Annotated in this window: 15 protein-coding genes; 4 read left to right on the plus strand and 11 right to left on the minus strand. The window is 67.6% G+C overall.

The genetic code is table 11. From position 1 onward, the window contains the following. Positions 1-131 precede the first annotated feature (131 nt). Positions 132-1,295, minus strand: coding sequence for an MBL fold metallo-hydrolase (locus E4A53_RS07860; protein ID WP_239018191.1), 1,164 nt, complete (start codon positions 1,293-1,295; stop codon positions 132-134). 441 nt (positions 1,296-1,736) lie between these two features. Here E4A53_RS07860 and E4A53_RS07865 point away from each other — a divergent pair, with 441 nt between their 5' ends. Next, positions 1,737-3,632 (plus strand): ribonucleoside-diphosphate reductase subunit alpha, encoded by a 1,896-nt coding sequence (locus E4A53_RS07865; RefSeq protein ID WP_136162542.1) that lies wholly within the window; start codon positions 1,737-1,739, stop codon positions 3,630-3,632. A gap of 47 nt (positions 3,633-3,679) precedes the next feature. Here E4A53_RS07865 and E4A53_RS07870 read toward each other — a convergent pair whose 3' ends face one another. Beyond that, positions 3,680-3,925 carry a DUF2171 domain-containing protein gene (locus E4A53_RS07870; RefSeq protein WP_136162543.1) on the minus strand — a complete coding sequence of 82 codons (246 nt, stop codon included), beginning with the start codon at positions 3,923-3,925 and terminating at the stop codon, positions 3,680-3,682. A gap of 141 nt (positions 3,926-4,066) precedes the next feature. Between E4A53_RS07870 and E4A53_RS07875 the strand changes: the two genes are divergently transcribed. Next, positions 4,067-5,119 carry a ribonucleotide-diphosphate reductase subunit beta gene (locus E4A53_RS07875; RefSeq protein ID WP_136162544.1) on the plus strand — a complete coding sequence of 351 codons (1,053 nt, stop codon included), beginning with the start codon at positions 4,067-4,069 and terminating at the stop codon, positions 5,117-5,119. A 203-nt stretch (positions 5,120-5,322) separates the two neighbouring features. Here E4A53_RS07875 and E4A53_RS07880 read toward each other — a convergent pair whose 3' ends face one another. Then, on the minus strand, positions 5,323-5,889 hold the full coding sequence (locus E4A53_RS07880) for a thermonuclease family protein (RefSeq protein ID WP_239018192.1): 567 nt from the start codon (positions 5,887-5,889) through the stop codon (positions 5,323-5,325). Between the two features lie 395 nt (positions 5,890-6,284). On the opposite strand from E4A53_RS07880, the gene E4A53_RS07885 reads away from it, so the two are divergent. Both E4A53_RS07885 and E4A53_RS07890 read left to right on the plus strand, forming a co-directional pair. Then, on the plus strand, positions 6,285-7,712 hold the full coding sequence (locus E4A53_RS07885) for an aldehyde dehydrogenase family protein (protein ID WP_136162545.1): 1,428 nt from the start codon (positions 6,285-6,287) through the stop codon (positions 7,710-7,712). A 77-nt stretch (positions 7,713-7,789) separates the two neighbouring features. Continuing rightward, positions 7,790-9,475 carry an amidohydrolase family protein gene (locus E4A53_RS07890; protein WP_136162546.1) on the plus strand — a complete coding sequence of 562 codons (1,686 nt, stop codon included), beginning with the start codon at positions 7,790-7,792 and terminating at the stop codon, positions 9,473-9,475. 66 nt (positions 9,476-9,541) lie between these two features. Here E4A53_RS07890 and E4A53_RS07895 read toward each other — a convergent pair whose 3' ends face one another. From E4A53_RS07895 to phbB, 8 genes are all read right to left on the minus strand, one after another. Further along, the gene (locus E4A53_RS07895; RefSeq protein ID WP_136162547.1) at positions 9,542-9,997 is read right to left on the minus strand and encodes an Lrp/AsnC ligand binding domain-containing protein; all 456 of its coding nucleotides are present in this window, start codon (positions 9,995-9,997) and stop codon (positions 9,542-9,544) included. A 200-nt stretch (positions 9,998-10,197) separates the two neighbouring features. Then, on the minus strand, positions 10,198-14,367 hold the full coding sequence (locus E4A53_RS07900; RefSeq protein ID WP_338054986.1) for a translocation/assembly module TamB domain-containing protein: 4,170 nt from the start codon (positions 14,365-14,367) through the stop codon (positions 10,198-10,200). After that, the gene (locus E4A53_RS07905) at positions 14,364-16,376 is read right to left on the minus strand and encodes an autotransporter assembly complex protein TamA (protein ID WP_420822616.1); all 2,013 of its coding nucleotides are present in this window, start codon (positions 16,374-16,376) and stop codon (positions 14,364-14,366) included. Before E4A53_RS07905 ends, E4A53_RS07900 begins: the two co-directional genes overlap by 4 nt. 75 nt (positions 16,377-16,451) lie before the next feature. After that, positions 16,452-17,120 (minus strand): Fe2+-dependent dioxygenase, encoded by a 669-nt coding sequence (locus tag E4A53_RS07910; RefSeq protein WP_136162549.1) that lies wholly within the window; start codon positions 17,118-17,120, stop codon positions 16,452-16,454. Then, the gene (locus tag E4A53_RS07915; protein WP_239018193.1) at positions 17,117-17,863 is read right to left on the minus strand and encodes a tetratricopeptide repeat protein; all 747 of its coding nucleotides are present in this window, start codon (positions 17,861-17,863) and stop codon (positions 17,117-17,119) included. Before E4A53_RS07915 ends, E4A53_RS07910 begins: the two co-directional genes overlap by 4 nt. Position 17,864: 1 nt before the next feature. Then, the gene (locus tag E4A53_RS07920; RefSeq protein ID WP_136162550.1) at positions 17,865-20,336 is read right to left on the minus strand and encodes a TonB-dependent receptor; all 2,472 of its coding nucleotides are present in this window, start codon (positions 20,334-20,336) and stop codon (positions 17,865-17,867) included. Between the two features lie 79 nt (positions 20,337-20,415). Then, positions 20,416-20,637 carry a ribbon-helix-helix domain-containing protein gene (locus E4A53_RS07925; RefSeq protein ID WP_136162551.1) on the minus strand — a complete coding sequence of 74 codons (222 nt, stop codon included), beginning with the start codon at positions 20,635-20,637 and terminating at the stop codon, positions 20,416-20,418. Beyond that, positions 20,634-21,356 (minus strand): acetoacetyl-CoA reductase, encoded by a 723-nt coding sequence (gene phbB, locus E4A53_RS07930; RefSeq protein ID WP_136162552.1) that lies wholly within the window; start codon positions 21,354-21,356, stop codon positions 20,634-20,636. The genes E4A53_RS07925 and phbB overlap by 4 nt, the downstream gene beginning before the upstream one ends. Between the last annotated feature and the right edge of the window lie 2 nt (positions 21,357-21,358).

Here is a 21,358-nt window from a genome sequence, read left to right on the forward strand (position 1 = left end):
TACAATATGCATAGATAACGAAGCAATTTTTAAAAGCTATTTATTTAATTATTTATTGTTGCGTGCACGACACGGCCAGGTTTCGCCGCCCGCGCCAGGCGATCCCTTGCTGGCAGCCATGCCGGTCGGCTTCAGCGCAGGGCGGCGATCGCCGCCGGGGTCGGGCAGCGCGGCGGGACGCGGCGCGGCGGCGCATAGGCCGGCACTTCCGCCGCCTCACCGATACGGAAGGGGCGGAACGCCGCCGGGTCCAGCCCGGCGCAACGCATTTCCAGCGCCAGCAGCTTCGGCGGCGTGTCATACGCCTCGTAGGACAGGCGGAACGTGCCCCAGTGGATCGCCACGGCATGGGCGGCGCCCAGCCCTTCGAACACTTTCACCGCGTCGACCGGGCCGATATGGCTGCCGGCGCGCATCTCGCCGGGGGCAAAGCGGAACGCGCCGATCGGGATCAGCGCCAGCCGCACCGGGCCGAGCGTCGCCGCTTCCGCCGGCCAGCGCATATCACCCGGCCCGGTATCGCCGGCAAAGAAGATATTGCCGCCGGGCAAGCGGACGACGAAGCTGGACCAGAGCGCGCGATTGCGATCGGCCATCCAGCGCGAATCCCAGTGGTGGTTGCGGGTCACCACCACCTCCACCCCCGACCGGATCGTCACCCGCTGGCCCCAATCGAGCGCGGCGACGCGGACACCGGCTGGCTTCATCACCGTGTCGTTGCCCAGGCTGGTGACGACCAGCGGCCGGTCGCGCGCCTGCAGCCGCTTCAGCGTCGCCAGGTCCATATGGTCGTAATGGTTGTGGGAGATCAGTACGACGTCGATCTTCGGCAGATCTGCAAAGCGCACGCCCGGTGCGGTGACACGGCGCGGCCCGATGCCGAACGGCCCGGCGGTGTCGGACCAGATCGGATCGGTCAGGATGTTCAGCCCCTGGGTCTGGACCAGCATCGTCGCGTGGCCGACCCAGGTGACGACCATCCGCTCCCCGGCGACACGCGCCGGCGGCCGCGTCGGGCTGACCGCGACATGGGCCGGCCAGGGCGGCCGCTCGTCCCGCCTCAGCAGGTAACGCAGCATGAACCGGCTCTGCCCGCCGGGCGGCCGGAACGTGTCGTTGCCGTCGGGGTTGAAGAAGCGCTCGCCGTCGTAATGGTCGCTCGCCGGCCCGGCGTAATAGCGGAAATCCAGGAAAGGCGGCACCAGCGTCAGCAGCAGGCACAGCGCAACGACCAGAAACAGCAGGGCGGCGCCCGCCCACCGCGCCAGTCGTCCGATCGCCCGCGTTGCCGCCACTCGCCACCTCGTTTCCGCCGCGCCCCAGCCTTAACCGCTCCGGCGCGCGCGACAACCCATCCGTTAGCGCCACGTTCACCAACGAAATATTTTTTGTTCTCGCTTTGCCCCCTTGCGTTTGCCGTACCCGTTGGAAAGCCGCGCGTCGCTGCGTCGCAACATTGACTCATGGTTACCATTGAAGATCATTTTCGTCCGATTTAACTCTTAACCGTCTTGCACAGCGGTCGGCTTATGGACACTATCACTGGTGCGTCGATCGCGGGGGCAACCCAAGGTCTAGTGGTTTCTGCCGTGCAACCCCATATTGCATGCAGGGCCGCCAAACGCCCCTCGACAGCGCGCACACGACCCGTTCGCAGGGTTTTCCGCGCGGGTTGGTGGTACAGTGGGGGCCTGCCCCCGAGTCGAACGTAACGGGAACGATAGCGGGGGTCGAACGTGGATTTCAGGGATACTCGGGAAAGCGCGCACGACGTGGAGGCAATTGCGATCGAAACCCAGCAATCCGGGGACACCGGCAGCGGTTCGGCGAAGGTCCTGCCGCGCGCCTTCCCGATTACAGTCGACCCGGGCCGCGACGCGCTGCTGACCGATTTCGGCAAGGAAACGCTTAAGGACCGCTACCTGCTGCCGGGCGAGAGCTATCAGGACCTGTTCGCGCGCGTCGCCTCGGCCTACGCCGACGATGCCGACCACGCCCAGCGGCTCTACGACTATATCTCAAAGCTGTGGTTCATGCCGGCGACGCCGGTCCTGTCCAACGGCGGCACCGGACGCGGCCTGCCGATTTCCTGCTACCTGAATTCGGTGCCGGACAGCCTGGACGGCATCGTCGCCACCTGGAACGAGAATGTCTGGCTGGCGTCGCGCGGCGGCGGCATCGGCACCTATTGGGGCAATGTCCGCGGCATCGGCGAACCGGTCGGCCTGAACGGCAAAACCAGCGGCATCATCCCGTTCGTCCGGGTCATGGATTCGCTGACGCTGGCGATCTCGCAGGGGTCGCTGCGCCGCGGCTCGGCCGCCTGCTACCTCGACATTTCCCACCCGGAGATCGAGGAGTTCCTGGAAATCCGCAAGGCGAGCGGCGATTTCAACCGCAAGGCGCTGAACCTGCACCACGGCGTGCTGATCACCGACGCGTTCATGCAGGCGGTGCGCGACGGCGCCGAATGGGTGCTGACCAGCCCCAAGGACGGGTCTGAGCGCGCCCGCGTCGACGCGCGCTCGCTGTTCCAGAAGCTGGTCGAGACCCGGCTGGCCACCGGCGAGCCCTATATCGTGTTCATCGACAAGGTGAACGCGGCGATGCCGAAGCACCATCGCGAGCTGGGGCTGAAGGTGTCGACGTCCAACCTGTGCTCGGAAATCACCCTGCCGACCGGCACCGACCACCTCGGCAAGGACCGCACCGCCGTCTGCTGCCTGTCGTCGCTGAACCTGGAGACGTGGGACGAATGGAGCGCCGACAAGCGCTTCATCGAGGATGTGATGCGCTTCCTCGACAATGTCCTCCAGGACTATATCGACCGCGCTGAGCCGGGGATGGAACGCGCCGCCTATTCGGCGATGCGCGAGCGTTCGGTCGGCCTCGGCATCATGGGCTTCCACAGCTTCCTGCAGGCGCGCGGCCTGCCGTTCGAAGGGGCGATGGCCAAGTCCTGGAACCTGAAGATCTTCAAGCATGTCAGCGCCCAGGCCAACGAGGCGTCGATGCATCTGGCGGTGGAGCGCGGGCCGTGCCCGGACGCGGCCGACCGCGGGGTGATGGAGCGTTTCTCCTGCAAGACGGCGATCGCGCCGACCGCGTCGATCTCGATCATCTGCGGCGGCACCAGCGCCTGCATCGAGCCGATCCCGGCCAATATCTACACCCACAAGACGCTGTCCGGCAGCTTTTCGATCCGCAATCCCTATCTGGAGGCGCTGCTGACCGAGAAATCGAAGAACAGCGAAGCGGTGTGGAACTCGATTCTCGAGCAGGGCGGCTCCGTCCAGCACCTCGATTTCCTCAGTCAGGACGAGAAGGACGTGTTCAAGACCAGCTTCGAGATCGACCAGCGCTGGCTGCTCGAACTGGCGGCGGACCGCACCCCCTATATCGACCAGTCGGCGTCGCTGAACCTGTTCATCCCCGCCGACGTCGAGAAGTGGGACCTGCTGATGCTCCACTACCGCGCGTGGGAACTGGGCATCAAATCGCTCTATTATCTGCGCTCGAAATCGGTGCAGCGCGCCGGTTTCGCCGGCGGGGTGGAAACCGACAACACGCCCGACCTGAAGCAGATCGAGCTACAGTCGACCGACTATGACGAGTGTTTGGCGTGCCAATGACCAGCATCATTGGCCGTACTCGGCACCCTGCCGGCGCGCCGGACCGCTCAGTCGCCTTCTTCCTCGAAGCTGACGGCAACGGCTGCGTTGGCGGAGAGGCGGACGGTGCCCTCCTCGATATCGGCGACCAGGCCGCCGGAAATATAGTGGTGATGCCCCTTGTGGCTGCCCTCGCCGCTGTCCCGGCGGGTGAGCTTGATGCGGTCGCCCTCGACATGGTCGACGGTGCCGACGTGGACGCCGTCGGCGCCGATGACTTCGGCGTGTTCCTTGATGCGGGAAAGATCGGCCATCGCTGGTCTCCTGTTGGGGGTGTTGCAGGGGTTGAACGCATGACGGCCCGGTTGGCCGCATGTGTCCCCAGGGTCGCTTACGCTTGAGTGAGGCGGCGCGGCGAACGCGCCGGATTCTGCTGTTTTCTGAAAGGTCGCACGATGTCTCTTCTCGAAGCCCGCAAGGTCTACAAGCCGTTCGAATATCCCTGGGCCTATGACTATTGGAAGCGCCAGCAGCAGATCCACTGGATGGTGGAGGAAGTGCCGCTGGGCGAGGATTGCCGCGACTGGGCGCAGAAGCTGACCGACCATGAGCGCAACCTGCTGACCCAGATTTTCCGCTTCTTCACCCAGGCCGACGTTGAGGTGCAGGACTGCTACCACGACAAATATGGCCGGGTGTTCAAGCCGACCGAGATCAAGATGATGCTGACCGCCTTCTCCAACATGGAGACGGTGCACATCGCCGCCTACTCCCACCTGCTCGACACGATCGGCATGCCGGAGAGCGAATACAGCATGTTCCTTCAGTACAAGGAGATGAAGGACAAGCACGACTATCTCGCCACCTTCGGCGTCGACACCGACGAGGATATCGCCCGTACCCTGGCGATGTTCGGCGGCTTCACCGAGGGGCTTCAGCTGTTCGCCAGCTTCGCGATGCTGATGAACTTCCCGCGCTTCAACAAGATGAAGGGCATGGGCCAGATCATCTCGTGGAGCGTGCGCGACGAAAGCCTGCACTGCGAAGGGATCATCCGCCTGTTCCACGCCTTCGTGAAGGAGCGCGACTGCTACACCCGGCAGGTGAAGGAGGACATTCTCGACGTCTGCCAGAAGGCGGTGCGGCTCGAGGACGCGTTCATCGACCTGGCGTTCGAGCAGGGCCCGGTGCCCGGCATGACCGCCAAGGAGATCAAGAAGTATATCCGCTACATCGCCGACTGGCGGCTCGGCCAGCTCGGCCTGAAACCGGTCTACATGGTCGAGGATCACCCGCTGCCCTGGCTGGCCCCGCTGCTCAACGGGGTGGAACACGCCAATTTCTTCGAAACCCGCGCCACCGAATATTCGAAGGCGGCGACGCGCGGCAACTGGAACGAGGTCTGGGACAGCTTCGACCGCCGCAAATCCGCCGTCGCCAACGACGCCGGCAGCGATGAAACGGTGCCGGAGGACATGTTCTCAAAGGCCGGCATCGCGGCGGAGTAACGCCTCATAGTGAACGGAGCGTGGAAACCACACCCCACGCCCCGTTCACTATGCCCCCGTCATTGCGAGCCGCGCGACGGCGCGGCAATCCGCCTGTCAGCGTGCTCCTGCGAAAGCAGGAGCCCAACTCCGCGCCCGTTCCGCCGCCTCCCGCCTTCAGCAAGCACGAACACATGCGGGAACAGCGGGCGGCAGGCTCTGGTTCAATCGCACCAGCTCCGCCGCGCCCCTCCCCACTGCCGCGCCAACCCTTCGGCGACCAACACCGCGCCCAGCGACTCCCCGTCCCGGCTGACGATGCGGAGCTTGCGGCCGTAGCGGTCGGTATCGCGGTCGGCCGACCCCAAGCTGATCGGTCCGGCGTTCAGCAACGCATGGAGCCGCTGCGTCGCCCGCGCGCCAAGCTCCGCCTCGCGTGGGCATCGGCTCGGGTGGGTTTCCGGTGCATCGATGTCGGCGACGCGGATCTTCTCGCCATCCATCCAGAACGTATCGCCGTCGACGACACAATTTCTTCCGCCGCCGACATGGCAGAAGGTGAAGCGCCGCACGCCTCCGCCGGCAGGAACTGCACGTGTTCGCGTCGGCGCCGGCGCCGCCGCACTCACCGCGTTGCGCTCAGAGACAGCGGGATCCGCGCCACCGGCCAGCGGCGCCGTGCCCACCCCCGCACCAACGCCGTCCGGCGGCCCACCAAAGCCCCCGCCGAACTGGACATAGCCGAGGCCGAGCAGCACGCCGGCCGCCGCCATCGTCAGCAGATCGCGCAATCCGGCCCGGCGGCGCGCACGGGCGCGGCGGCGCCGAGCCTGTTCCCAGGCGCGGTCGGGCCCGTCGCGCCGCAGCTGATCCGTCCGCTTGTCCGGCCACCATTGCTGCCCCACCGTACGCTACTCCACACACTCGCCGGATCGGGCATAGCGGTCGCGATGCCAACGCGACATTAATAATATGAACGATTTCGGCCCTTCTTTATTTTTATTTATAACCGATATGGATTGTTTTCGATCGATGACAGCGTCCGGTCGGGCACATCGGATCGGCGAGGCTGGCGCGCAGGAATTTGATCCGCCATTCCTTTTTCCCGCACGAGCCGCGCCGCCGCTTCCACTCCGGCGGATCAGCGCCTAGTCTGCCGCTCGCGATGGATTTGGCGGGAGGCGGCATGGACAGCTACAGGCAGCATTATATCGACGGCGCCTGGGTCGACAGCGTCGGCGGCACCCCGCATCAGGTCATCAACCCGGCGACCGAGGCGCCGTGCACCGAAATAACGCTGGCCAGCGCCGCCGATGTCGACCGGGCCGTCGCCGCCGCCGCCCGCGCCTTCCCCGATTTCGCGCGAACCAGCGTCGCCGGCCGGCTGGCGCTGCTCGAACGGATCGGCGCCGCCTACAAGGCGCGCATCCCTGATCTGGCGCGGGCGATGGCGACGGAAATGGGCGCGCCGCTCAGCTTCGCCGCCGCCGCGCAGGCCCCGTCCGGTCTCGCCCATTTCAGCGCGACGCGACGCGCCCTTGCCGATTTCGCGTTCGAGGAAACCGCCGGCAATGCCCGCGTCGTCCATGAGCCGATCGGCGTCGTCGCGATGATCACGCCATGGAACTGGCCGTTGAACCAGATCGCGGCAAAGGTCGCGCCGGCGCTCGCCGCCGGCAACACGATGGTGTTGAAACCATCGGAGGAGGCACCCGGCTGTGCCGCGATCTTCGCCGAAATCCTGCACGAGGCCGGGGTCCCCGCCGGCGTGTTCAACCTGGTGCAGGGCGATGGGCCGACGGCGGGCGCCGCGCTCTCCGCCCACCCGGATGTCGCGATGGTCAGCTTCACCGGCTCGACCCGCGCCGGCATCGCCGTCGCCGCCGCCGCCGCGCCGACGGTCAAGCGCGTCCATCAGGAATTGGGCGGCAAGGCGCCCAATCTGGTGCTGGAAGGCGCCGACCTCGCCGCCGTGCTGCCGCTGACCGTGCAGGGCGTACTCGCCAATTCCGGGCAGAGCTGCATCGCGCCGACCCGCATCCTCGTCCACCGCTCGCAGGCGGATGAAGCCGCTACGGTCATCGCCCGGCTGATGGCGGCAACGGCCGTCGGCGATCCGCTGGCCGAGGGCAAGCATATCGGCCCGGTGGTCAACAAGGCGCAATACGACAAGATTCAGGCGTTGATCGCCAGCGCCATGGAACAGGGCGCGACTCTGGTCACCGGCGGCCCCGGCCGGCCGGCCGGCATCGCCAGCGGCTATTACGTCCGCCCCACCCTGTTCGCCGGCGTCACCCCGGACATGCGGATCGCGCAGGAGGAGATTTTCGGCCCCGTCGCCACGCTGACCAGCTACGACAGCGAGGAAGAGGCGATCGAACTGGCCAACGCCACCGTCTACGGCCTGTCGGCCACGCTGTCCGGCGACCCGGACCGCGCCGCCGCCATCGCTCCGCGCCTGCGCGCCGGGCTGGTGACGATCAACGGCTGGGGCCCGGACATCAACGCCCCATTCGGCGGCTACAAGCGCTCGGGGAACGGCCGCGAGAACGGTCGCTTCGGCCTCGCCGAGTTCATGGAAACCAAGACCATTCTCGGCGCTCCGGCCCACTGACCCCGGCGGCCGCCGCGCACCCGGTTTGAAGAATTCTTGTAACGCGTTCTCCCCTTCCCGCATTCGAGGATCCGGCAATGATTTCGCAGAGTTTGAAACTGGGCTGCGCGGCCTTCGCGCTGGCGCTTGGCGGCGTGGCGCTCCACGCCCAGCAGGCGGCGCCGACGCCGCGTACCGCCGCCGCCGACGAGGATGCGGTCAAGACGCCGCTGAAGGGGCAGTGGGTGCCGGCGCCGGCGCGCAATTCCAAGGAGAGCGTCGGCCCGTTCCGCAAGATGGTCATTCGCGGGGCGACGCTGATCGACGGGTCGGGCGGGCCGCCGATGGGGCCGATGGACATCGTCGTCGAAGGCAACCGGATCACCGCGGTGAATCAAGCCGGCTGGCCGGGCCTGCCGATGCAGGCCAACCGCGCCCCGCACGACGCCGACTATGAGATCGACGCAACCGGCATGTACGTGCTGCCCGGCTTCGTCGACGCGCACACCCACGCGGCGGGCACCGACAAGGCACCCGACATGGGCTATAATTACAAGCTGTGGCTGGCCCATGGCGTGACGACGGTGCGCGGCGTCCCCCTCGCCTCGCCCGCCGTCGCGTCGAGCGAGAAGAACCGTTCGGCCGCCAACGAGATCGCGGCGCCGCGCATCTTCAACTACCAGACGCTGGGAGCGGGCTGGAGCGGCGGCACCGTCGATTCCGTCGCCAAGGCGCGCGCCTGGGTCCAGTGGGCGGCGAAGAACAATATCGACGGCATCAAGTTCTTCAACCGGCCAAACGAGACACCGGAGATCATCACCGCCGCGATCGACGAGGCGCACAAGAACAACATGGGCACCGTCGCCCATCTGTCGCAGAACGGCGTCGCCAATTTCAACGCGCGCCAGGCCGGCGAAGCGGGGCTGGATACCGTTACCCACTTCTACGGCCATTTCGAATCGCTGCTGAAGGATGCGACGATCCAGAAATTCCGCAACGACTATAACTACAACAACGAGCAGGACCGCTTCGGCAGCGTCGCCGAGCTTTGGTATCAGGCCTATGGTCCTGGTACCAAGCCGTGGCAGGACTATCTGGAAGAACAAAAAGAACATCACGTCAATTTCGACCCGACGTTCAACATCTATGCCGCCTCGCGCGATCTGATGCGCGCGCGGAACGCGGACTGGCATGAGAAATACACGACGCCGGAGCTATGGAACTACTTCCAGTCGACTCGCGACAACCATGGCTCCTATTTCTACGACTGGACGACCGATAACGAGATCGAGTGGAAGAATTTCTATAAATATTTCATGGCTCTGATCAACGATTACAAGAATATGGGCGGCCATGTCACGATCGGCACCGATTCCGGTTTCATCTGGAAAGTCTACGGCTTCGCCTACATCGAGGAACTGGAGCTGTTCCGCGAGGCGGGCTTCACGCCGCTGGAGGTCATCCGCACCGCGACCAAGAACGGCGCTGAAACGCTGTGGGGGCCGAAGCATGTCGCGCCGCCGGTCGGCATCGTCCGCCCCGGCATGCTCGCCGACCTCGTGATCGTGCCGGAAAATCCGCTGGCCAATTTCAAGACGCTCTACGGCACCGGGCACCTCCGCCTGAACCCCGCCACCAACAAGCAGGAGCGGGTCGGCGGCGTGCGCTTCACCATCAAGGACGGCATCGTCTACGACGCGCATGTGCTGCTGGCCGAGGTGGCCGAAATGGTGGCGGCCGAAAAGCAGCGGATGGGCCTTCCGGAGCGTCCCGTCCAACCCTGACGGGGCGCTGGCGCGCGGCACTTTCCCTCCGGGATATGCCGCGCGCTTCTCTTCCTGCCGTGCCGCCTAGACTGGCAGGATCACCGTGCTCTTCACTTCCTCCAGCACCGCGTAAGTCCGGGTTTCGCGCACCCCGGGTAGACCAGTCAGCGTCTCGCCCAGAAAGATGCGATAATGCGCCATGTCCCGCATCCGCATTTTCAGCAGATAGTCGAACCCGCCGGCGACCATATGGCATTCCATGATCTCCGGCATGCGCAGCACGGCGTCGCGAAAATCGTCGAACACCTCCGCCGTCGTACGGTTCAACAGCACTTCGACATAGACGGTCAGCGCCCGTTCCAGCTTCGCGGGATTGAGCAGTGCAACGAAGCCGGTAATATAACCGCTCTCGCGCAGGCGCCGTAGCCGGTCATGGCAGGCGGAAGGGGACAGGCCAGCGCGACTGGCAAGCTCTTGGTTGGTGATCCGACCATCAGCCTGGATGATCCTCAGGATACGACGATCGGTCTCACTGAGCATATCCGCCCTCCCCGGAAGATTTTCGTGTCTCTGCTTATGCGAGAGAATTATACAGTCATCATAAACTCAAATCATCGATGAAAATCAGGTTCTTTCCTGGAAGCTCCATAATATATCTGGTCCATCCTTCGCCGCCTTGAAAACAAAGGTTCCAAGCGGGTGGCCGTAACCGGATATACGCTGGCTGCCGCCCGCGCCGCTCAATAATCCTTCGACACGCGGATATTGGCGCTGGTGCGGCCCATGGTCGAGATGCTCGACAGCAGCGACAGCCAGCGGGTGATCTGGAACTCGGCGCGGGTCGCCGAATAGCCCTGCCCGTCGGTGATCACCTCGACATAGATACGGCGGGTCACATATTTGCCGGCGGCGATCGACGTGCTCTGGTTCTGGGTCGGGTCGGCGGCGATGATCCGCAGCCGGTCGAGCCCCGCCGCCCGCCGCACCGCGTTTATCGGGTCCAGCCCGCCATCGCTCTGCAACCCGGCAACCGCAGCGGCGAGCTGCAACGCCTCCGGTGCCGACAGATTGGTGATCGACGTGCCGAACAATAGCCGGGACAGCAGTTCGTCCTCCGGCAACGCCGGGTTGCTGGTGAAGGCGATTTCCGGCTTCAGGCCGGTGCCGGTCACCCGGATCGTTGCATTCAGCCCCTGCAGGGTGGCGGTCGCGGAGATGTCGAGCACCGGGTCCGGCGGGTTCGACCCGGTAAAGCGGATGACGCCGCGATCCAGGTCGAAACTGCGCCCGGCGAACTCGTAATTGCCGCGCAGCAGGTCGGCGCGGCCGACGATGATCGGCGCGTCGATCGCCCCGCTGATCTCCAGCGTCGCCCGCCATTCGCTGTCCAGGCCAAGGCCGGTCACCATCATGCGGTTGTGTGCGTCGGCCTTCAGCGCCAGTCGCCATGGCGCCGCCGGCGCCACCGCCTCCGGCTCGTCGTCCGGGCGGTTGATCTCGGTCACTTTCAGGCGCGGCACCGCCGTCGCCGCCTCCGCCCTGCCCAGCCGGTACCGGCTTCGGTTTAGCGACACCTCGCCGCCGATCACCCCGCCGTCGCCGTTCGACTTGAAGGTCAGCGGGCCGGTCACCGTCGCGCCGAGATCGTCGCGGTTGAGTAGCGTCGCGTTCTGCGTATCGACGCGAAGGTCGATCGCCAGCCCCCGGTCGGACAGGTCGAACACGCCGCTGCCGCTGACCGTGCCGTCGCCGGCATTGGCGGTCAGCGAATCGAGCAGCAGGCGCGATCCGCTGAATCGGCCGCTCGCCTTCAGGTTGGTCAGCACCGTGCCGCTGACCGCGCTTTGCAGTCGGGCGTTTTCGGTGCGGATCGACCCGCGGATCAGCGGGTTGGTCAGCGTGCCGTTGATGTCGGCGGCGATCGTGGCCGGGCCGGAAATATCGAACAGCTCGGTGCCCGTCAGCCGCCACAGCGTGTCGGCTGGCCCGTCATAGCGGATCTGCGCGAACAGCGGCGCGGCATAGATCCGGTCGACGAACGCCCCCTCGCCCAGCGGCGCCAGCCGCGCCTGGGCGCGGCCGATGATCTTGCCGCCACTGGCGGCGACGGCGCGCGCGGCGGCACTCGATCCGGTCAGCGCCCCTTTGACCGCAACGTCGATCGGCTGCGACGACAGCACCAGGCCGGACCGGCTCAGCCCGCGCACGACCAGGTCGACCTGGCCGGACGGCGCGCCCTGCGTCGGGGCTGCATAGATGACGCGTCCGCTCGCCGCGCCGCCCAGCCCCATGCCCGGCGACACCAGGTCGAGGATGGAAAGCGGCATCCGCTCCAGCGTCGCGTCGACGGCGTTGGCGCCCTCGCCGAACCGGCCGGACACCCGCGCCTTGCCGCCGTTGAAGCTGAGCGCGGTCGGCGCCAGCCGCCAGGCGCCGCCCTCGCGGGTCAGCACCGCGGCACTGTCCAGCTTCAACCGCTGGCGTTCGATCGTGCCGCCGCCGGTGATCGCGATGCGTTCGGGCGCGACCTGCGCGGTGCCTTGCAACGCGAACGCCTTGCCCCGCCGCCCGGCGGCGCTGACGACGACGGTGCCGGTGCCGCCCTTCATGTCGACATCGGCCGACAGTCGCCCGACGGTCAGCCCGCCGCGCCGCACCCCGCGCGCCGTCACCCGCGCGTCGACGCCAAGCCCGGCCGGGTCGAGCAGCACCGCGCCGTTGATCGACAGCCGCCGGATCGTCGTCTGCGGTGGCCCGGCGAAGCGGGCGTCGCGGGCAGTCAGCGCGGCGGTGATCCGCTGCACCGCGCCCGCCCGGTCGAACCGCAGCGATCCGCTGACCCCGCCGCCGGTGAACGCGAGCTGGCCGTCGAACCCGCCCGGCATCGACACCAGCGTGCCGGTCGCGGTGGTGCCGGACACGGTCAGCGGCGCGACGGTGATCCGCGTCGGCGCATTCGGCGGCATCAGGATCGCACCGGCGGCGGTGAACGGCCCCAGCACCAACCCGCCCGACGCCTGATAGGCGAAGCCCTCGGCATTGGGGTCGAGCGCGACATGCACGTCCTTCAGCCCCAGCGCCGGCATCGGCCGGGCCAGAACCAGCGACAGCTTCGGCCGGTCGATCTGGCCGTCCAGCACCAGCTTGACCGGGCCGTAGCTCGCCTGCGTGCCGCTGCCCTCGAAATGGAAACTGCCGTCAAGCCGCCGATAGCCGTTACCGCTGATCGTCAGCGCCGGCGCGACGATCCGCAGGCCGGTGAAGCGGATGATCCCGTCAGGCGTACGCTCCAGCCGCGTATCGATGCGCGGCAATCCGCCGGCCAGCCCGGCGAGGAAGGCGTTGTCGAACCGCCGCACCCATGCCTGTCCGCGCCCGACCACACGGGTGCCGACCCCGTTCGGCCCAGGCACCACCGTCAGACTGCTTTTCACGTCGACAATGCCGAGGCCGGGGATCAGGTAGCGGTTGAGCTGCCCTTGCAGGCCGACCTCATAGCACCCGCTGACCAGGTCGAGGAACAGGCTGATCGTCCCGTTCAGCTTGTCGGACCGAAGCTTCAATCCATCGCCGATCGCCGCCTTGTCGCTGACGCGCAGCGCCCCCTCGACGCTCAGGTTGGCGAGGATGCCGCCGGCGACGTCGCCGACGCCGGTGACGCGCGCCGCCTTGACCCGGATCGGCACGACGATCGGCAGCTTCGACAGACGCCCCTGCCCCGATACCTGGATCAGGTCGAAGCCGGTGGTGTCGAACGCGACATGCGGCGATGCCAGCACATACTGGAAGGCGGCGCTGTCGAACGGCCCGTCGAGCAGCACCCGCGCCCGCACGTCGCGCCCGCTCATGTTGGGGAACAGCGCGCGCGGCTGCAGCAGGTCGGCGCTCAGCTTCATCGCGTCGAACCGGCTGCGCGCCAGATCGGCGACACCGACCGCGCTGAACGTCAGCGCGGCGGATCGCAGCGACAGGTCGGTGTCCAGCCGCCGGTCGGCAAGGCGGAACGTGCCACTGATTGCCAGTTGCGGCGCCGCCAGCCGCGAGACCTTGCCGGCAACGACGCCCTCCAGGTCGGCGGTACCGGCCAGCGTATATTCGCCATCCTTCGCGCCAAGGTCGAGCAGCAATGCCTGCCGGTCGGCGACGATCAGCCGCCCGGTGCCCTTCCAGCCGCGCCAGCGCCCGTCGCCGGCGATACGCAGTTCCAGCGGCTTGGCGGTGCCGATCATCCCGCCGATCACCCCGCCCGCCGACGACCGCACATCGGCGCTCAGGTCGAAACGGTCGCCGTCCGGCTCCGCGTCAAGGGTCAGGAAGGCGCGGTCGGTGGTTCCGGCGGTGGCGTTCAGCTTCACCATCGCCCGGCCGCTGCGCACGTCGGCGCTGCCTTGCAGCGTCGCGACCCGCATCTCCTTGACGCCGGTCAGCGCCGGGGCAAGGCGCAGGCGGTCGATCGCCAGCCGGCCGACACGGATGTCGAAACCGGGCAGGATCGGCCCGCCGCCGCCCGGCCGCAGCTCCGGCGCCTTGCGCAGCGTCGCGGTCTCGGCGGTCAGGCTGTGGATCTCCAGCCGGTTCGACAGCCAGGCCAGCGGACGCCAGTCGAGCGCGATCTCCGGCGCGTCGAAGATCACGCCCTTGGGGTCGGAAATCCGCACGTCGCGCAGCCGCGCGCGGTGGTAGATCGACCCGTCGATCCGCCCGATATGAAAGCTGAGACCGGTCTTGGTCTCGATCCGGCCGATCCGGTCGGTCAGCAGCCGGTGGCCGGGGCCGGTATCGATCAGCCACAGCGCGGCGGCAAGCGCAGCGAGCAGCATCACCGGCACCGCGATCAGCCATATTGGCCAGCGCCAGCGGCGGCGCGGCGGCGCGGCGGCCGCTTCGTCCAGGTCGGCCTCGTTGGTCAAAACGCCTGCCCCAGGGAGACATAGACGGCGATGCGCGCGTCGCCCGGCTGGCGGTTGAGCGGCGTGCCGACGTCGATGCGGATCGGCCCGAAATTGGTGTAGTAGCGCAGGCCGACGCCGGCGCCGTAGCGCATGCCTTTGAAGGTCGGGTATTCGCTGCGGTAGATGTTGCCGGCGTCGATGAACGGCACGACGCCGAACGCCCCGCCGAACGCGCTCAGCCGCACCCGCGCCTCGAGCGAGAATTCGGCCAGGCTGCGCCCGCCGATCGGATCGTTGTTGGCGTCGCGCGGGCCGATCCGCTGGTAGCCGTAACCGCGCACGGACCCGCCGCCACCGGCGTAATAGCGCCGCGACGGGGCGATGCGGTCGGCGGGCGCACCGGCAATCGTGCCCATCCGCACCCGCCCGGCCAGCACGATCCGCTCGCTGACCGGCTGGTAGAAGCTGCCGTCCACTTGCGCGCGGGCATAGGCGAAGGTCCCGGCCTGCAACGACAATTCGGGCGACACGCGGCCGGACAGGCGAAAGCCCTTCGTCGGGTTCAGCAGGTCGTCCGACCCGTCATAGGACAGGCTGCCGGGCAACGCGGCGATGAAGAAGGTGCGCCGGCGCGGCGTGCCGGTCGTGCCGATCGTGTCGCGCTCGTCGGACAACAGCAGGTCGGTGCCGATCGACCACGACCATTTCTTCTGGAAGATGATGTTGGTCTCGCGCTCGATGCCGGCGGCGATGTTCAGGCTCTTGGCGTCATAGGCGGCGCGGTCGACATGGCTGGCGACCGCCTGCGCGGTGATCACATGGTCGCGCCGCCAGACGTTGCTCTGGCGCAGCAGCGCGCCCAGCGACTGTTCCTGCGTGCCGGCGACGCCGCGGAAGGTCACCGCCCCTTCCGGCTTCACCAGGTTGCGGTGCTGCCAGCTCGCCTCCACCCGCGCGCCCTCTCCGGTGCCGTAGCCGATCTGGCCGGCGATGGTGCGGGGCGGCGCGCGTTCCAGCCGCACGGCGATGTCGACGGTGTCGGGCGTCGCCCCAGGCACCGGCTCGATCTTCACCGTGGACACCAGCCCGGTCTGGATCAGTGCGCGGCGCAGGTCCTCCAGCCGGCTCGCCTCGAATGTCTCGCCCGGCTCGAACCGCGCGATGACCTGGATATGCCGGGCGCTGAAGATGCTGTCGCCCGGCACGATGATCCGGCCGAACTTGCGCGCGCCGCCGGTCTCGACGTTCAACGCCAGCGTCGCGGTGTGGGTGTCGTGATCGATCACCACCTCCGGCTCCGGCACCTCGGCGAACGGAAAGCCGACCTCGCCGATCCTCGTCTTCAGCGCCTGCTGGCCGGCGATCACCTTGTCGGCGTCGACCGGGTCGTCGCGCGTGACGCCGAACGCCTCGCGCAGTGCTGTCTCGCGCTCGCCGGTCGCGGCAAGCCCGTCCACCGTCACCTCGGCGAAGGTGTAGCGGCTGCCCGGCTCGGCATCGAGGGTCACCACCAGCCCGTCGCCATCCCGCTGCCGCCGCACGCGGGTATCGACGCTGGTGTCGTAATAGCCCTCCGCGCGCAGCAGATCGGAAAGCAGCGTCGCATCCTCGCGCGCGCGCCGGTCGAGCTGGGCGACGTTCGCCGCCTTCTTGCGATTGGCGTGGAGCACCGACAGCGCGTCGAAGCGGTCGCGGATGCGGTCGGCGTCTATCCCCTCCAGCCCCTCCAGCGCGATATCATAGCGGAACTCGCCATTGGCCGCGGTCTGCGCCGCCGTCGCTTCGGCATCCGCCGGCTCCGGCGTCAGTTCCGGCCAGTCGACGCCGATGTCGCTGAGCGGCGCCAGCGGCGACTGGGGATCGACAGTGTTGGACAGCATCTGTTCCGGCGCCGGATCGGCGGCGGAAGATGGCACCTCGGTCGGCGGCGGGGGCGCGACCGCTTGCGCCAACGCCGGCGATGCCGGGAGCAAGCCGGCGATCGCGGCGATTCCGCAAAGACGGTGCCGCACCATACACAACCGCATCCGAACGGCTTAGCCGCTCTTTGTCGCTGCCGCCAGTGCGGAAAGCGCGGGCGACCCCGTGCCTGCCGCCCGCCGCTAAACTTCCGACCAGTGGCGCAGCAGGTTGTGGTAGACCCCGGTCAGGCGGACGATTTCGGCGTCGCCCTGCCCGCGCTCGGCGCCCAGTCGCTGGATCGTGCCGTCCAGCTCCAGCAGCAGCGCGCGCGCGCCGGCATCGCGTACCATCGACTGGATCCAGAAGAAACTGGCCAGCCGGGTGCCGCGCGTCACCGGCGTCACATGGTGCAGGCTGCCAGCCGGGTAGAGGATCATGTGCCCGGCCGGCAGCTTGATCGCGCGGCCGTCGACGACCAGTTCACCGCCGTCATAGCTGTCCGGGTCGGCCAGGAACACCGTCGCCGACAGGTCGCTGCGGACGCGGAAATCGCTGCCGCGCTGGATGCGCACGGCGCTGTCGACATGGTCGCCGAACGCGTCGCCGCCGGCATAGCGGTTGAACAGCGGCGGATAGACCTTCAGCGGCAGCGCCGCCGCGACGAACAGTGGCGCGCGCGCCAGCGCATCGAGCACGATCGTACCCAGCGCCCGTGCCTCCGCCGATTCCTCGGGTAGCTGACTATTGCGCTTGGCCAGCGCCGATTGCGCGCCGGCGGTCACCGCCCCGTCGACCCAGTCGGCCGCGGCCAGCGCCTTCTGCACATGGGCCAGCTCCCTGGCGTCGAGCAGGTCGGGGATGACGATCATCGCACCGCCTCGAAAGCGGCGACCGCCGGGGCCAGGCGCGGGTCGGCGGTGTTCAGCCAGCCGATCGCCTGCCCCGCGAAGCGCGGGTTGCAGCTTTCCGCGCTTCGCGCCAGCCATTCCAGCGCGTTGGCGATGCGCCCCTTCGCCGCCTCCAGCCGCGCATGGTTGAACTGGCCGCGAAAATCGCCGCCGCGTGCAGCGATCGCGTAGCAGCGCGCCGCTTCCTTCATATCCTTCTCGACCACCCATCCATCCTCGTGGAAACTGCCGACGAAATTCCATGCCTTGGCGTTGCCCATCGCCGCCGCGCGGCGGAACCAGCCCAGTGCCGCCGCCCGGTCCTCCGCCACGCCCTCGCCCAGGGTCAGCAACGTCGCATAATTGTACATGCCCCAATCCAGCCCGCGCAACGCGGCGGCGTAATACCATTCGGCCGCCCGCCCCTTGTCGACGGCGACGCCCCAGCCGAGGTCGTAGCAGCGGCCGACCATGTTGATCGCCATCACGTGCCCGCTCTCCGCCGCCCGCGCGAACCAGCGCAGCGCCGCCACCGGGTCGGCGGCGACGCCGGCGCCGTCGAGCAGCATCTGGCCATAAACCGTCTGCGCCTCGGCAACGCCGCTTTCGGCCGCCGCCGCCACGAAGGCGGCACGCTCCTCCGGTGGCGCGGACGCGGAAAGACGCCGCGAAATCTCCGCGGCGTCCATTCCGTTCAGCGCATCGAGTGTCAGCGCCTCCGTCACATCAGTATTTCACCGCCAGCGTCGCGAAGGCGCTGCGCCCCGGCGCGATCGCCGCATAGTGGCTGGTATAGACCTGGTTGAAATAAACCTTGTTGGTCAGGTTCTGGACGTTGACGCTCAACTGCATCCGCGGCGTGATGTCGAGGCCGGCGCGCGCATCGAACCGCCAGTAGCCGGGGATGGTGCGGGCCAGTTCCTTGGTCGCGGCGATGACGGTCACCGTGCCGGTCGCATCCTGCACCGCGCGGCGATCATCCTGATAACCGCCGAACACCCGGCTGGTATAGAAGGCGCCGCCGCCAATGCTCAGCCCCTTCACCGGCTGGACGTTGGTCCACAGGGTGAAGGTGTGCTTGGCGGTCTGGGGGAAGCGCTTGCCGGTGTTGACCGACGGCACCAGCACGACCTGCGCCGCCTGCCCGCCGACCGCCGCCGCGGTCAGCGCGGTGAAGCCGCCGTCGGTGATCTTCGCGTCGAGATAGGTATAGCCGCCGAACACGCTCCACCACGGCATGATATTGCCGTTGAAGCCCAGCTCGATGCCCTCGACCCGCTTCTCGCCGATGAACGACACCGTGTTGTTGTCGCCCAGCGCGCGCGCGTTCTTGGTCTCGGTGCGGAAAATCGCGGCGTTCAGCGACAGCTGCTCGTCAAACAGGCTGGCCTTGGCACCGATCTCGTAGGACTTGGTCTTCTCCGCCTTCAGGTCGTCGGGGCTCACCGCCGGCTGGCCCCGGCCCGCCGTCAGGCCGTTCGGCTCGGAACCTTCGCCCAGCAGGCTGTTCGGCGGGGTCGCGGAAGTCGCGATCGACGCATAGAGGCTGGTGTCCGGTGTCGGCTTGAAGACCAGCCCGGCCTGATAGTTGAAATTGCTGTCGGTGCGGCGGAGCGCCGCTCCGCCGCCGGTCGCGACCTTCGACTTGAACCGATCGTAGCGGATACCGAGGTTCAGGATCAGCGGCTCGGCAAGGGTGATCGAGTCGAACGCGTAGAGCGCCTGGGTGCGGCCGTTGCTGACCGTCTCGGTCGCCGGGCCGCCGCGCACGATCGGCGTCGTCACGCCGGCGGCGGTGTCGTTGCTGTAGTTCACCCACGGATCGGTCGGGTCGGGGTCGAACAGCGACGCGCAATAATAGCGGGCGATCGCCAGCGGGCTGCAGCGCGGGCTGATCGTCGACCCGCTGGCCGAAACCAGCGATCCGCGCATCGCCTTCTCCCACGACAGTTCGGCGCCGACCGCGAAGCTGTGCTTGATCGTTCCGGTGGCGAACTGGCCGAACAGGTCGGTCTGGTTGATCAGCGCGTCGGTGTAGCCGTAGCGGGTGTTGCCGCGCCGCCAGACATAGCCGCCGCCGGCCGCCAGGTTGGTCGCGCTCGGCGTCGCGCTGGTGCCGAACACGTTGCCCTGGCTGTCGTCGGGCAGCAGGAAGATATATTCTTGGCTGGTGTGGCTGAAGCGCGAGGTGTTGCGCAAGGTGACGCCGCCGAAATCATGCTCGGCGCGCATCGTCGCCTGATCGGTCTTGCTGTCGCGGAAATCGCGGCTTTTCAGCCCATAGAAGGTGCTGCGCCTGACGGTGCCGGTGGTGCCGTCGATCGTCGTCACCTTGCCAATCGCCGGCTCGGAATAGCTGGCGCCCAAGTTGGGTGTGTTGCCGATCGTGTAGAGGAACGGAATGCCGCTGTCCGGCAACTCCTCGGTGTCGAGGTGGTAATAGCTGAAGGTCAGCCGGGTCGGCGTGCCGACGCCGATGGTCAGCGACGGCGCGATGCCCCAGCGCTTCTGCCAGATCGCGTCACGGCCGGCGACGTCCTGGTCGTGCCACATGCCGGCCAGGCGGACAGCGACCGTTTCGGCCAGCTTGTAGTTGGCGTCGACGGTGACGCGCTTGTAATCGGCGGTGCCGATGCTGACGTCGCCGGCGACGAAATTCTCCGCCTTCGGCAGCTTCGACACGATGTTCAGCGATCCGCCGGCGCCGCCGCGTCCGCCCAGCGTGGAATCGGATCCGCGCACCACCTGCACCTGCTCGACCGCGAAGATCTCGCGGTTCTGCGCGCCGATGTCGCGCACCCCGTCCAGATAGGTCGATCCCTGGCTGTCGAAGCCGCGGATGAACGGCCGGTCGCCGATCGGGTTGCCGCCCTCGGCCGCGCCGAAGGTGATGCCGGGGACGGTGCGCAGCGCCTCGACAAGGCTGGCCGATCCGGTTTCCTTGATGACCGCGCTGTCGAGCACGACGATCGACCGCGGCGTGTCGAGCAGCGGCGCGATCGCCTTGGCCGAATCCGGCTCGGCGTTGCGCACATGCTCGCCGGTGACGATGATCGTGCCGGGGCCGCGCGCGTCGTCGGCATCGGCCACTGCGTCGGCCGCATGCACCGGCGCCGACGCGATGAAGCCGACGCAGCCCAGGGCCAGAAAGCCGGGCGCGCCGCGCGCTGTCGAAACCGGTGCGAAGGACTGAGGCATGTGTTTCCCCCTTGTTGCTGACGGGCAACAGAATGTTGCGGGGCGCAATTGCAACTCATTCGCATCAGAGTCAACGGGGTTATCGCATCGCATTCTCAAAAAGCCATACGCGGATCGCGCTGGCCAGGTTGGCGGGGCGTGGCTGGGTGATGCGCAGCGCGTCGATCCGGCCGACAAGCGCCGAAAGCGGCAGGCGGCGCCTTTCCGCCTCCGCTTCCAGCGCCGTCCAGAAGACCGGCTCCAGGCTGATCGACGTCTGGTGGCCGGCGATCGTCACCGACCGCTTGACCGGCCCGCTCAATACATGTGCTGCCCGCCGTTGATCGACAGCGTCGATCCAGTGACGAAGCCGGCATCCTCGGAGCACAGGAAGGCGACGCCGCGTGCGATCTCGTGCGCCTGCCCCAGCCGGCCGACCGGCACCCGGGCGACGATCTTCTCCAGCACGTCGGCCGGCACCGCCGCCACCATGTCGGTGTCGATATAGCCCGGCGCGATCGCGTTGACGGTGATGCCAAGGCGCGCGCCCTCCTGCGCCAGCGCCTTGGTAAAGCCGTGGATGCCCGATTTGGCGGCGGCATAGTTGACCTGGCCGTACTGCCCGGCCTGGCCGTTGATCGACCCGATGTTGACGATCCGGCCCCAGCGGCGCTCGCGCATGCCGGGGAACACCGCCTTCGCCATGTTGAAACAGCCGCCCAGGTTGGTGCGGATCACCGCGTCCCACATCTCGTAGGTCATCTTCAGCATCGTGCCGTCGCGGGTGATGCCGGCATTGTTGACCAGCACGTCGACCGCGCCCAACTCGTCGGCAACCCGCTGTACCCCAGCCTGGCAGGCGTCGTAATCGGCCACGTCCCATTTATAGGCGCGGATGCCGGTGCGATCGGTGAATGCCTTGGCCCGCTCGTCATTGCCCGCGTAATTGGCGGCGACGGTCATCCCCTGCTCCTGCAGGGCCAGGCTGATCGCCTCCCCGATGCCGCGGGTGCCGCCGGTCACGATCGCTATTCTGGCCATAA

It is taken from the genome of Sphingomonas flavalba (assembly GCF_004796535.1).
GTDB lineage: Bacteria > Pseudomonadota > Alphaproteobacteria > Sphingomonadales > Sphingomonadaceae > Sphingomonas_L > Sphingomonas_L flavalba.

Bases quoted from the DNA above. Each gene is read 5' to 3' on its own strand.
- E4A53_RS07910 (WP_136162549.1), bottom strand. From the start codon at position 17,120: ATGATCGTCATCCCCGACCTGCTCGACGCCAGGGAGCTGGCCCATGTG.
- E4A53_RS07875 (WP_136162544.1), top strand. From the start codon at position 4,067: ATGTCTCTTCTCGAAGCCCGCAAGGTCTACAAGCCGTTCGAATATCCC.
- E4A53_RS07890 (WP_136162546.1), top strand. From the start codon at position 7,790: ATGATTTCGCAGAGTTTGAAACTGGGCTGCGCGGCCTTCGCGCTGGCG.
- E4A53_RS07905 (WP_420822616.1), bottom strand. From the start codon at position 16,376: ATGCGGTTGTGTATGGTGCGGCACCGTCTTTGCGGAATCGCCGCGATC.
- E4A53_RS07895 (WP_136162547.1), bottom strand. From the start codon at position 9,997: ATGCTCAGTGAGACCGATCGTCGTATCCTGAGGATCATCCAGGCTGAT.
- E4A53_RS07920 (WP_136162550.1), bottom strand. From the start codon at position 20,336: ATGCCTCAGTCCTTCGCACCGGTTTCGACAGCGCGCGGCGCGCCCGGC.
- phbB (WP_136162552.1), bottom strand. From the start codon at position 21,356: ATGGCCAGAATAGCGATCGTGACCGGCGGCACCCGCGGCATCGGGGAG.
- E4A53_RS07870 (WP_136162543.1), bottom strand. From the start codon at position 3,925: ATGGCCGATCTTTCCCGCATCAAGGAACACGCCGAAGTCATCGGCGCC.
- E4A53_RS07885 (WP_136162545.1), top strand. From the start codon at position 6,285: ATGGACAGCTACAGGCAGCATTATATCGACGGCGCCTGGGTCGACAGC.